Origin of the sequence: Flagellimonas sp. S3867 (assembly GCF_014698935.1) — a bacterium.
Lineage (GTDB): Bacteria > Bacteroidota > Bacteroidia > Flavobacteriales > Flavobacteriaceae > Flagellimonas.
Genome location: NZ_JACVMN010000001.1, coordinates 23,747 through 36,540 on the forward strand (window position 1 = coordinate 23,747; position 12,794 = coordinate 36,540).

Genomic DNA, 12,794 nt, shown 5'->3' on the forward strand with positions numbered 1-12,794 from the left:
TTGTGATAAATATCCTTTAAAAGATACTTTTTCAACTGCTGCAAATTACTATTTTTGCCCATGCATAACAACGTACTTATCCTAGACTTTGGTTCCCAATACACTCAGTTGATTGCACGACGCGTCAGGGAGCTCAACATTTACTCAGAAATTAAACCGTATAACAATCCTCCAAAGGATTTATCACAATACAAGGCCGTTATTCTATCGGGTTCTCCATTTTCAGTGAGGGGAGAAGATGTTCCACATCCGGATTTATCCGAGATCAAAGGAAAAATACCTTTATTGGGTATTTGCTACGGTGCACAATATCTTTCTCATTTCCATGGTGGAAATGTAGCTCCTTCCGCTACTCGGGAATATGGTCGGGCCAACTTGTCCTATGTAAAGGAAGAAGAAAATTTTATGGATGGGCTGTCCGAAGGAAGCCAAGTATGGATGAGTCATAGCGATACAATTAAGCAATTACCTGAAGGTGCTGTTCATTTGGCAAGTACCCACGATGTTGAAAATGCCGCTTTTCGCATTGAAGGAGAAAAGACCTATGGAATTCAGTTTCACCCCGAGGTATATCATACCAAGGATGGGAAGCAATTGTTGGAAAACTTTTTGGTTAAAATTGCAGGATTGAACCAAGATTGGACCCCGGACGCTTTTATAGAGACCACAATTGCGGAGCTCAAGGCGAAAATAGGAGATGAAAAGGTAATTTTGGGACTGTCGGGAGGTGTCGATTCCAGTGTGGCCGCTGTCTTGTTGCACAAAGCCATTGGTCCACACCTACACTGTATTTTTGTGAACAATGGATTACTTCGCAAAAATGAGTTTGATGGCGTACTTGACCAATATCAACATATGGGATTGAACGTGAAAGGAGTAGATGCTTCGGCACGCTTTTTGGAAGCCTTGAAGGGAGAATCTGATCCTGAAGGGAAAAGAAAAATTATCGGAAGGGTTTTTATCGAGGTTTTTGATGATGAAGCGCATAAGGTAGAAAATGCAAAATGGCTGGCACAAGGCACCATTTATCCTGATAGAATAGAATCCGTTTCGGCAAGTGGAGGTCCTTCAGCAGTAATAAAGAGCCACCACAATGTTGGTGGGTTGCCCGATTATATGAAGTTAAAAATCGTGGAGCCTTTACAGCTGTTGTTTAAAGATGAAGTGAGACGGGTTGGTAAAAACTTAGGTATGGATGCAAGTATATTGGGTAGGCACCCATTTCCAGGCCCTGGCCTTGGAATTCGTATTTTAGGTGACATTACCGCAGAAAAGGTGTCTATTTTACAAGAAGTTGATGCTATTTTTATTGATGGATTGAAAAAATGGGGACTTTATGATAAGGTTTGGCAGGCCGGAGCCATGCTTTTACCCGTAAATAGTGTAGGAGTTATGGGTGATGAGCGTACCTATGAAAAATGTGTTGCTCTTCGCGCAGTGGAAAGTACGGATGGAATGACGGCAGATTGGGTGAATTTACCCTACGAATTTTTACAAAAAACCTCCAATGATATAATAAATAAGGTCAAAGGCGTTAATAGAGTAGTGTATGACATTAGTTCTAAGCCACCTGCAACTATAGAATGGGAATGAAAAAAAGTGTTTTAGTACTCGGTTTGGTTGTTTTTTTAATGGCAACCGTTCAAGTTTTTGCCCAAAACAGAACCACTCATGTGGTTAAAGAGGGCGAAACATTACAAAGTATCTCACGACAATATCGAGTTACCCCATACACCATTTTACAATCCAACAAAGAAATTAAGACCGCGGCAGATGTCAAGGTGAATACCATATTAATTATTCCGTTGGATGGTACTGTTATTAAGGAAGAAGAAAAACCCAAACAAGAAGAGGTACAAGAAGAAGACAAACCTATTGGTTTTAGTAGACATCGCGTAAGAAAAAGAGAAACCTTTTTTGGTCTTACCCAGAAATACGAAATAACCGAAGAACAGCTGAAACGTCACAACAGGCAGTTGTATGCGGAGCCTCTTAAAAAAGGGATGGTACTGCAAATTCCCAAATACCCCGAACGTACCGAGGAAGATGAACGCGAATTGGATTTTGAAACCTATACCGTCCTTCCCAAAGAAACTCGATGGAGCATTGCCCATAAGTATGGGATTACCATCGATAGCATGCTTACATTAAATCCAGATTTGGAGAAAAACTCAAACTATCTTGCCGTTGGCCAGGAATTAAAATTGCCCCGACCCAAAGGTGATAGTTTAGAAGATCAACAAGTAGACCTTTTTACTTCTTTTACAGTTCCTCCTAAACAAACCCTCTATAGCTTGGGAAAAGAGTATGGTATCCCGTCCGATTCCATCGTAAAGCTGAATCCTGAGATTATGAAGCTTGGAGGACTAAAAGAAGGGATGGTTTTAAGATTGCCCAAGAAGAAGGATACTTCAGGAGAGGTCAATACCGAAAATTTCATTTTTTACGAAGTCAAACCCAAGCAAAATATTTTCAGACTTACACAAAACCTTAAAATCACCAGAGACGATTTGTATCGATTGAATCCAGATTTGGAAAATGGACTTAAGGCGGGTATGGTGCTGAAACTACCTAGGGAAAATGCTGATGTGCTGGAAGTAAAAAATGCTTTGATTCTGGATAAAATCAATTTAATTGATAGTGTCAATGTTCAAAATACCCCAAATTTGGTGTTTATGCTTCCGTTTCGATTGGACCGGATAAATATCAATGACAGGAAAAAAACAGTCAATCAAATCAAATCCCGAAGGGATATTAGCTTGAGTTTTGGTTTCTACTCCGGGGCGATGATAGCTTTGGATTCTATCAAAAAACTGGGTGTGTCCGTGAATGTGAAAACTTTTGATACGGAATTGAATCAGGCCAAGGTAAAGGAGATACTTTTTAGAGAGAATCTGAACGGCGTTAATGCCATCATAGGGCCAATTTCTGGCACTGCTTTGGACGAAGTTGCTGTTCAGGCTGCGACAAACAACATACCTGTAATAGCACCTGTTGCCTCGCAGAGACCTCTAAGCCATGGCAATGTATTTTATACCGTACCAACAGAAGCGGTATTGCGTGATAAAATGCTGTCTTACTTGCAAAAAATCCATACAGACCAAAATGTGGTGATTATTGCGGATTCAACCCATCAAGTGGCCCACGATTCAATTCTATCCAAATTTCCAGCAGCCCAAATAGCAAAGATTATCGATAACAAATCACTTCATTTGGATGAATTTTTAATTCAACTTTCCGAAGAAAAGGAAAACTGGGTTTTTGTGGAAACAGACCAAGCCAATATGGTATCGAGTGTTAGTTCTATATTGAATTCAGCCATAACGGAAGAAATGGCCGTAAGAATGTTCACTACCAATCATAGTAATGCTTTTGAGAACGGTGCTGTTCAGGTTACACATTTATCAAAGTTGAGATTTGCATATCCATCCTTTTATAGGGAATCTGGCAATGATGCCTTTACGCATGCCTATAGAAAACGCTATAAAGGATTAAAGCCGGATCGCTATGCAGTGCGAGGATTTGATGTGACCTTTGATATCTTGCTTAAGCTGGCACATAAGAACAACCTTTTTGAAACTTCCAAGATAATAGGGCTTACCGAGTATACCGGAAACAGTTTTGATTACTTCAACAATTGGTCTGTGGGATACTATAATAGAGCTGCCTATTTGATGGAATACGACAATCTGCGAATCAAAGAAATAAAATTAAATGACCTCTAAAGTTACCTATACCGGCGAATTACGAACCACATGTTTACACCTAAGATCAGGTAATGAATTTATTACCGATGCTCCAGTGGACAACAATGGTCTGGGACAGGCATTTTCTCCTACGGATACTGTTGCAACAGGTTTGGCGAGTTGTATGATGACTATGATGGGAATAAAAGCTAGGGATTTGGAAGTGGATCTCGCTGGCGCCTCTTCGGAAATCACCAAACATATGGCAGCAAATCCTAGACGAATTGCCAAAATTGAGGTAAAAATGGAGCTGCCATCCAATATTTCCGAAAAGCATAGGAAGATTTTGGAGAATACCGCAAATACGTGCCCAGTGCATTACAGTTTGCATCCGGATATTGAAAAAGATATAGAATTTCATTGGATAAAATAGTATTCATAACGTGCCTTATATGGTTTGGTTTCTCCGGAAATGCCCAGGAAATTGAAGAAGGAGTATTATGGGACTCCAATCTTCAGCTTAACTGGTCTGATTTCAAAGGAAAGGTACCACCGGCCTCTATACCTGCCGCAACTACTGCAAGTGGTATTAGCTATAAATATTCTGCCAATTTGATTCACCACGAAGTGGAACTGGATTTTGAGGTGAATGCATATTTCTACCCCAATGAATCATGGTACAAGCCAGAAATTTGTGATGATCTTATATTGAGCCATGAGCGTTTGCACTTTGATATTACCGAATTGTTTGCTCGTAAAATGCGGGATAAACTAAACCGCACCTCTTTTTCAGATAATGTAAAAGCTGAAATCCGAAAAATTTACAAGGAAACTCTAAATGAGCTCAAGGAATTTCAAAGTCAATACGATTGGGAGACTAATTTTTCGAGAAATGAGGCTAAGCAATTGGAATGGAATAAGAAAATTACTAAGGCCCTCAATTAGTCCTTGAAGAATTAAATTTCTTCAAAAACATTCATTCCTTTACTGTCTTCTGACCTTGATTGCCATTCAAAATTCTCGATCAGCCTAATTTTCCCTTCGTTTGTGACTGAAAGTTTTCCTTTCGAAGAGCCGTTGTCCAATCTACCATCAATTTGCAATTGACAATAACTAAAATTCAAAATGTTGCCCATCAACTTTCCAACCAAAAATCCTTTGGCTATTTTACCTCCAGCATAATTTGCTTGCACTATATCATCTTCTTGAGTAAAATGAAATACAGTTTCACGGTTTACTACCCCATTTTCTGCAGTTTGGATGACATTCATGCGGATTTGGTGTAGATTGATCATGATTGTCGGGGAGCAGATTACACATCACATCTGGTAAACCCATCCTTCAACGCTTCGATTTTATCTTCCCAAGTAGTGAGAAACTCCTGGGCAACATAACCGGTATATCCAGTTTCCAAAATAGCCTTCATGATTGCTGGATAATACAATTCTTGGGTTTCATCAATTTCATTTCTTCCAGGCACTCCAGCAGTATGGTAATGTCCAAAATAAGGATAATAATTTTGAATACTTCGAATAATATCGCCCTCTTGAATCTGCATGTGGTAGATATCGAATAACAACTTGAAATTATCACTGCCTAGGTGCTTACATAGCTCAACTCCCCAAATGGAACTATCACACATATAGTCAGGATGGTTTACTTGGTTGAAAAGTTCCATCTGGATGACCACCCCGTGCTTCTCGGCCAAGGGCATGATTTTAGAAAGCCCATCCACACAATTTTGCAACCCGACATAATCGTTCATTCCTCTTCTATTTCCACTAAAGCAAATGAGGTTGGTATAACCTGCATCGGCAACTTTTGGGATGATCTCCGTATAATTCTTGATAAGGGTTTCATGGTACTTTGGATCATTCCAGCCCTCTGTCAAACTTATTTCTGCACCATTGCACATGGAGCAATGGATGTCGTATTTTTTCAGCAATGGCCAATCCTTTGGACCAATCAAGTCGATAGCTGTTATTCCCAATCCATTCAATATTTTTAAAAATTCTTCCAACGGATAGTCAGCAAAACACCACTGGCAAACACTGTGGTTGATATTATTCTTTAAGGTAAAATCTTTGTCCATGGGTTTAGATTGTGCTATCGATTTAGTGGTTATCATTGCGGCTGCGCCAACGGCCGAGGTAGAAATAAAGTTTCGTCTTTTCATGGTCGGGAGTTATTGTTGTGGAAAGATAGTACTTTAGGCACTTAAATGAAAGTTAGGCCCGACTACAAAAAGCTGCTAGAATTGGCGCATTATAAAATGCCCTTTGGTAAATACAAAGACAGGTATTTAGTGGATTTACCATTGCCTTATCTGGTATGGTTCAGACAAAAAGGATTTCCCAGGGGGAAACTTGGAGAACATCTAACCACGATGTTAGATATTAAGGATAATGGTCTTGAGCCTATGATCAGAAAAATCCAAAAAGAATTTCCGAAGGAATGATTTAGTTTTCCACTTGCAATTTGTACCTTTACACCCCGTAATAGAAATCCCAAATATGTCACAGACCAAGTACATCTTTGTTACGGGGGGCGTTACTTCTTCTTTAGGAAAAGGTATCATCGCCGCATCCTTGGCCAAACTTCTTCAAGCCAGAGGATACCGGACCACCATACAAAAATTAGATCCGTATATCAATGTAGATCCCGGAACATTAAACCCTTATGAACATGGCGAGTGCTATGTGACCCATGATGGTGCGGAGACCGATTTGGATTTGGGACATTATGAAAGATTCTTGAACGTTAGAACCTCACAGGCCAATAACGTAACCACTGGTAGAATCTACCAAAGTGTGATTGAAAAAGAACGTAGGGGGGAGTTTTTGGGGAAAACGGTGCAGGTTGTACCCCATATAACCAACGAGATCAAGGAGCGCATCCAAATTTTGGGAAAGAGCGGGGATTATGATATTGTTATCACAGAAATTGGTGGAACTGTCGGTGATATTGAATCACTACCTTATATAGAAGCAGTAAGGCAATTGCTTTGGGAATTGGGAGAGAACAATGGAATAGTGATTCATTTGACTTTGGTTCCTTTTCTTTCTGCTGCAGGCGAGCTAAAGACCAAACCTACCCAGCACTCTGTAAAGACCTTAATGGAAAGTGGTATAAAAGCTGATATTTTGGTATGCCGAACCGAGCATGAGATTTCTGATGATATCAAGAAAAAATTGGCACTTTTCTGTAATGTAAAGCAAGAGGCCGTAATTCAGTCCATTGATGCGTCTACAATTTATGATGTACCTATTTTGATGCGACAAGAAGGACTGGACAACGTTGCACTGGAGAAACTTGCATTGCCCAATGCTTTAGAACCTAACCTTGAGCAGTGGAATCAGTTCTTGAACAAACATAAGAACCCTAAACACCAAGTCACCATTGGTTTAATAGGCAAATATGTAGAACTTCAGGATTCTTATAAATCCATTTTGGAATCCTTTATTCATGCAGGTGCTGCCAACGAAGTAAAGGTCGATGTACGCTCCATACATTCCGAACATCTCACTCCCGACAACGTGAATGAAAAATTGGTGGGACTTGATGGAATTTTGGTCGCCCCTGGGTTTGGAGAGCGGGGTATTGAAGGAAAGATTAAAGCGGTACAATATGCCCGAGAAAATAATATTCCCTTTTTGGGCATTTGCCTGGGAATGCAAATGGCAGTTATTGAATTTGCCAGAAATGTGTTGGGCTTGGATGGAGCAAATAGCACCGAAATGGATGAAAAAACAACTCATCCGGTCATCTCCTTAATGGAAGAACAGAAATTGGTCACAGACATGGGAGGAACCATGCGTTTGGGGGCATGGGATTGCGTACTTAAAAAAGATAGTTTGGTACACAAAGTGTACGGTAATACTGAAATAGCTGAACGTCATCGTCATCGCTTTGAGTTCAATGACGATTATAAAACCCAGATGGAAGAAGCAGGTTTGTTGGCAACCGGCCTGAACCCAAAGACAGGATTAGTGGAAGTAATTGAAGTTCCTTCACATCCTTGGTTCGTAGGGGTACAGTACCATCCAGAATATCGAAGTACTGTAGCTAATCCACATCCATTGTTTGTAGGTTTTGTAAAGGCAGTTTTAGCGCAAAAACAGCAACAAACTAATGCCAGTTTGGCATAAACTGCGGTTTTGGACATATATTTGCCACCTAAAAAGGCAGAAAAAGATTTTCACTAAATAACTTTCATGGAAGAAAAGAAACTGGACATCAACTCCATAATAGGATTTGTATTGATTTTTGGAATACTCATTTTTATGTTTTACCAAAATCAACCTACACCTGAAGAATTGGAGGCCCAGAAGGCCGAGCAGGCCAAAATTGAAGCGGAGACAAAAGCTGCGGAGGTAGAAGCTGTAAAAGTAGTGGAAGAGGACAAACCCGCTCCTATTAATTTACAAGACTCGGTGGCCGTAGCCGATTATAAAAGCTCGGTCGGAGCATTTGGCTTCACCACAGCTGCTGAAGGTTCTACCATACTTGAAAATGAAGTACTTTATTTAAAAGTGGACAATAAAGGTGGGCAGATCGTAGAAGCACGGATGAAGAATTTTGTGACCTACGATTCCATTCCCGTGTATTTGATCAAGGATGCCAATGCCAATTTTGGAATAAATTTTTCTACTTCGGACAATAGAGTGCTCAATACAAAGGATTTATTCTTTGAACCATCACTTACCAAAAGTGGCGATAATCAAGTGCTTTCTCTGAAAGCAAAAGTTGATAACAATCGTTTTTTGGAGTACCGCTATGAAATGAAACCCAATGAGTATTTGGTGGATTTTACGGTTCGTTCACAAGGATTGAATGGAGTAGTTAACTCCAGTAGACCTATTGATTTGGAATGGAACTTAAAAGGTATTCGCCACGATAAAAGTGTGCAATATGAAAACCGATATACGGAAATCATGCGCAATTTTGAAGACGGAAAAATCGACTATTTGTCGGCCAACAGTGATGACGAGGAGACAGATGAGGACGTAAAGTGGATTTCATTTAAGCAGCATTTCTTCACCTCTATTTTAGCAACAAAAAAGAACTTTAAAACTGCCAAACTTCTTTCACAAAACTTGGTGGAAGAAGAAAATAAAGAGATAGCGTTTACCAAGAATTTTGAAGCATCGATTCCAATTTCATTGGAAGGCGGAGAATTTTCAGAGAATCTTAATTGGTATTATGGACCTACCGATATCAAGGTGCTTAGCAAGTATGATGAATACGAACTTGAGGATACCATATATTTTGGATGGGGAATCTTCGGTTGGATCAATAGATATGTCTTTACCCCGTTCTATAGTTTCTTAAGTTCCTTTTTACCGTTTGGTATTGCCATTGTGGTAATGACTATTTTGGTTCGATTGGCGCTTTCACCGGTTACCTATAAATCATACTTGTCACAGGCAAAGATGAAGGTGTTGAAACCTGAGATTACCGAGATCAACGAGAAGTACAAGGACAACGCCATGAAAAAGCAACAAGAAACCATGAAATTATATGGTAAGGCTGGGGTGAGCCCAATGAGCGGATGTATTCCGGCATTGATGCAACTTCCGATTTTCTATGCGCTCTTTATGTTCTTCCCTACCTCCTTTGCATTGCGACAGAAATCATTTTTATGGGCAGAGGATCTGTCATCATATGATACCATTTTCAATCTTCCATTTTCAATTCCATTTTATGGAGATCATGTAAGCTTGTTTCCAATTTTGGCATCCGTTGCCATATTCTTTTATATGACTTTGACCACCGGACAGACCATGCAGATGCAACAGCAGCCTGGTATGCCCAACATGAAGTTCATCATGTACCTTTCTCCTTTAATGATGTTGTTCTTCTTTAACAACTATGCTAGTGGGTTGAGTTTGTATTATTTCATCTCCAACTTAATTACCATCTTTATTATGTTGGCCATTAAGAAGTATATTTTAAATGAAGATAAGATTCACGCTCAGATTCAAGAGAACAAAAAGAAACCTAAAAAGGAGAACAAGTTCCAAAAGAAAATGCGTGAGATGATGGAGCAGGCAGAGGAACAAAAAAAAGCAGGTAAAAGATAAACCTGATTCCTGAAAAATAAAAACTCCCCCATGAAACTGGGGGAGCTTTCACCATTGATAGGTATAGTTTGGAAAGATTTGGGACTTCAAAGATGCCACATAATACCTCTTCAAAAAATTAATAGTTGTCAAAGCCCACATTTTTGTATGGTAAAGAGACCTCTTTTGATGTGTCATCGATAAACGGTCAATCCCTTTGGATAAAGTGCTTCGCAAGAAAATTCAGAATCAGATATTTTTGTAATACTTAACCTACAAAACGTAAATGTTTTTGATGGTTTTGAGAGATGATGTTCAGTTAATTAGTAATATCTCTATATAAAATAAGTAGAGACCGTTTTGTATTTTTGCACATTGAAAGTAAAAGATGAAAAAAGTTGTAATTGGACTTTCTGGAGGTGTTGATTCAAGCGTTGCTGCTTACTTGTTGAAGGAGCAGGGCTATGAAGTGATAGGTCTTTTTATGAAGAACTGGCATGACGATTCTGTAATTATTTCTGAAGAATGTCCATGGGTAGAGGATAGCAACGATGCACTTATTGTCGCAGAGAAGTTGGGAATCCCTTTTCAAACGGTGGATTTAAGTGTGGAATATAAAGAACGTATAGTAGATTATATGTTCAATGAATATGAACGGGGAAGAACACCCAACCCCGATGTGCTCTGTAATAGGGAAATAAAATTCGATGTTTTTCTAAAGATAGCACTTCAATTAGGGGCCGATTATGTAGCAACAGGGCACTACTGTAGAAAAGGAACCATTGTTAACAAAGATGGTTCAGAAACGTATCAACTACTTGCTGGCAAGGACCCCAATAAGGACCAATCGTATTTTCTGTGTCAACTTTCCCAAGAGCAGTTGTCCAAGACATTGTTTCCCATTGGTGAATTGTTGAAACCTGAAGTTAGAAAGATTGCCGCCGAAAATGACTTAATTACGGCAGATAAAAAAGATTCACAAGGGCTATGTTTTATTGGTAAGGTGCATTTGCCAGAATTTCTACAGCAAAAATTAAAACCAAAAAAAGGAGTGATTGTTGAGGTTCCAAACGATGCCCAACAATTTGCCCTTACAATGCCCGAGTTTGAAAACAAATCGGAGGTATTAGCTTTTCAGGCCGAAAAACCTGAATATTCTTTGGAAGATGGAAAAGTGGTCGGAGAACATCAAGGAGCACATTATTTTACCATCGGGCAGCGGAAGGGATTGAATGTGGGTGGCACCAAGGAACCCTTGTTTGTGATCGATACCGATGTAAAGAAAAACATTATCTATACTGGGCAGGGAAAATCGCATCCAGGTTTGCTTCGCCATACTTTGTTTGTAAAAGACGACGAACTGCATTGGGTTCGGAAAGATTTAGCATTAAAAGTCGATGAAACTATGGAAATAATGGCGCGAATTCGATACCGACAACCGTTGCAACCCGCTACATTATATAAAACCGATCATGGACTTTATGTCGATTTTAAGGAAAAACAATCTGCGATAACTGAGGGGCAGTTTGTGGCTTGGTATAAAGGAGATGAACTTATTGGCTCAGGTGTAATTTCGTAATATGAGTCAGAACAGAATCACGCAACTTTTCGGAACACAATACCCCATAGTTCAAGGTGGGATGATTTGGACCAGTGGGTGGCGACTTGCCTCAGCCGTTTCCAACGCAGGCGGACTTGGTTTATTGGGAGCGGGGAGCATGTATCCAGATGTACTACAAGAACACATAGATAAATGTAAAAAAGCCACGGATAAACCCTTTGGCGTTAACATCCCAATGCTCTATCCCAATATTGAGGAACTGATGGATATTATTGTTCAAAATGGGATAAAAATTGTGTTCACATCAGCTGGAAACCCCAAAACATGGACCGACTTTTTGAAAAAGAATGGAGTCACCGTAGTACATGTCGTGAGCAGTGTCAAGTTTGCACTCAAGGCCCAAGATGCAGGTGTCGATGCCATTGTAGCCGAAGGCTTTGAGGCTGGAGGGCATAATGGGAGGGACGAGACTACAACAATGGTTCTGATTCCAACCGTAAAAGAAAAAATTCAAATTCCATTAATTGCTGCAGGAGGGATTGCAACGGGCAGAGCTATGCTGGCGGCTATGGTTTTAGGCGCAGATGGAGTTCAGGTAGGGAGTAGATTTGCAGCAAGTGTTGAAGGATCATCCCATGATTTGTTCAAAGAACAAATTGTCTTGGCCAAAGAAGGAGATACACATCTGACCTTGAAAGAATTGGCCCCAGTACGGTTGCTCAAGAATAAATTCTACCAAGATGTGCAAAAAGCCTATGAAAATGGTGCCTCTACAAAAGAGTTAAAAACACTTTTGGGTAGGGCAAGAGCAAAGCGTGGAATGTTCGAGGGTGATTTAGAAGAAGGCGAGCTAGAAATAGGACAAGTCTCCGGATTGATTCACGACATAAAGCCTGCTGAAGAAATTGTAAATGAGATGATGGAAGAGTTTAATCGGATAAAGAACGCACTTAATCGACTGTGATACAGGTTATAACGGAATTTTGCTACATTTAATCGAGAGCATGAGAACACTACTATCAACCTTGCTGGTCTTTATGATCGGTTCGCAGTTATTTGGTCAAATAGAACGAGACAAAGCACTTCATTACTTGGGGGGTAACCTCTTTGGTTTGGCCGGAGCCGGAGTTGCAAAACAAATTTCAGATGGAAACCGGGCATGGACCTTTGTGGGTGCTGTTGTCGGAAGTGCATTGGTAGGTATCGGAAAAGAAGCTGTTGATGCTGGTCAAGAAGGAAACCAATGGGACAATGATGATTTGGCCGCAACTGTTTTGGGCGGGCTTACAGTTGGTGTAACCATTGAAATTTTCTCTAAAAAACGCAACAAAAAAAAACCGATGGGAAGCCTTACTACTCAGCGTTTCAATTCGGATGATTTCAAAATAAATGCTGATGCAAACAAAGCGTTGGCTATTAGCACAGAACTTCCTGCGTTATCCACTTTCGGATACTCAACCATCCGAACAGAATAACACTTCTTTT

The 12,794-nt window shown here is 40.0% G+C and carries 12 protein-coding genes; 10 read left to right on the forward strand and 2 right to left on the reverse strand.

The window, feature by feature from the left end:
* Positions 1-60: 60 nt before the first annotated feature.
* The 4 genes from guaA to IAG46_RS00120 are packed head-to-tail and all read left to right on the forward strand — an operon-like array spanning position 61 to position 4,631.
* A complete protein-coding gene (gene guaA / locus IAG46_RS00105; protein ID WP_190808290.1) occupies positions 61-1,593 on the forward strand; it encodes a glutamine-hydrolyzing GMP synthase in 1,533 nt (510 codons plus the stop codon).
* Positions 1,590-3,725 (forward strand): LysM peptidoglycan-binding domain-containing protein, encoded by a 2,136-nt coding sequence (locus IAG46_RS00110; RefSeq protein ID WP_190808291.1) that lies wholly within the window; start codon positions 1,590-1,592, stop codon positions 3,723-3,725. Before guaA ends, IAG46_RS00110 begins: the two co-directional genes overlap by 4 nt.
* The gene (locus IAG46_RS00115; RefSeq protein WP_190808292.1) at positions 3,715-4,119 is read left to right on the forward strand and encodes an OsmC family protein; all 405 of its coding nucleotides are present in this window, start codon (positions 3,715-3,717) and stop codon (positions 4,117-4,119) included. The genes IAG46_RS00110 and IAG46_RS00115 overlap by 11 nt, the downstream gene beginning before the upstream one ends.
* The gene (locus IAG46_RS00120) at positions 4,107-4,631 is read left to right on the forward strand and encodes a DUF922 domain-containing protein (RefSeq protein WP_190808293.1); all 525 of its coding nucleotides are present in this window, start codon (positions 4,107-4,109) and stop codon (positions 4,629-4,631) included. Before IAG46_RS00115 ends, IAG46_RS00120 begins: the two co-directional genes overlap by 13 nt.
* Before the next feature lie 11 nt (positions 4,632-4,642).
* Here the strand turns inward: IAG46_RS00120 and IAG46_RS00125 are convergent, their stop codons facing one another.
* A complete protein-coding gene (locus tag IAG46_RS00125) occupies positions 4,643-4,981 on the reverse strand; it encodes a hypothetical protein (protein WP_223826528.1) in 339 nt (112 codons plus the stop codon).
* Between the two features lie 17 nt (positions 4,982-4,998).
* Positions 4,999-5,862, reverse strand: a complete 864-nt coding sequence (locus IAG46_RS00130) for a hydroxypyruvate isomerase family protein (protein ID WP_190808295.1) — start codon at positions 5,860-5,862, stop codon at positions 4,999-5,001.
* A 45-nt stretch (positions 5,863-5,907) separates the two neighbouring features.
* On the opposite strand from IAG46_RS00130, the gene IAG46_RS00135 reads away from it, so the two are divergent.
* From IAG46_RS00135 to IAG46_RS00160, 6 genes are all read left to right on the forward strand, one after another.
* Positions 5,908-6,144, forward strand: coding sequence for a DUF3820 family protein (locus tag IAG46_RS00135; protein WP_190808296.1), 237 nt, complete (start codon positions 5,908-5,910; stop codon positions 6,142-6,144).
* A gap of 55 nt (positions 6,145-6,199) precedes the next feature.
* Positions 6,200-7,834: a CTP synthase gene (locus IAG46_RS00140; RefSeq protein WP_190808297.1), complete on the forward strand. Its 1,635-nt coding sequence runs from the start codon at positions 6,200-6,202 to the stop codon at positions 7,832-7,834.
* A gap of 66 nt (positions 7,835-7,900) precedes the next feature.
* Positions 7,901-9,769: a membrane protein insertase YidC gene (gene yidC / locus IAG46_RS00145; protein ID WP_190808298.1), complete on the forward strand. Its 1,869-nt coding sequence runs from the start codon at positions 7,901-7,903 to the stop codon at positions 9,767-9,769.
* A gap of 367 nt (positions 9,770-10,136) precedes the next feature.
* Positions 10,137-11,327 (forward strand): tRNA 2-thiouridine(34) synthase MnmA, encoded by a 1,191-nt coding sequence (gene mnmA / locus IAG46_RS00150; RefSeq protein WP_190808299.1) that lies wholly within the window; start codon positions 10,137-10,139, stop codon positions 11,325-11,327.
* A gap of 1 nt (position 11,328) precedes the next feature.
* On the forward strand, positions 11,329-12,273 hold the full coding sequence (locus tag IAG46_RS00155; protein ID WP_190808300.1) for a nitronate monooxygenase family protein: 945 nt from the start codon (positions 11,329-11,331) through the stop codon (positions 12,271-12,273).
* Positions 12,274-12,313: 40 nt separating this feature from the next.
* Positions 12,314-12,784 (forward strand): hypothetical protein, encoded by a 471-nt coding sequence (locus IAG46_RS00160; RefSeq protein WP_190808301.1) that lies wholly within the window; start codon positions 12,314-12,316, stop codon positions 12,782-12,784.
* Positions 12,785-12,794: the final 10 nt, after the last annotated feature.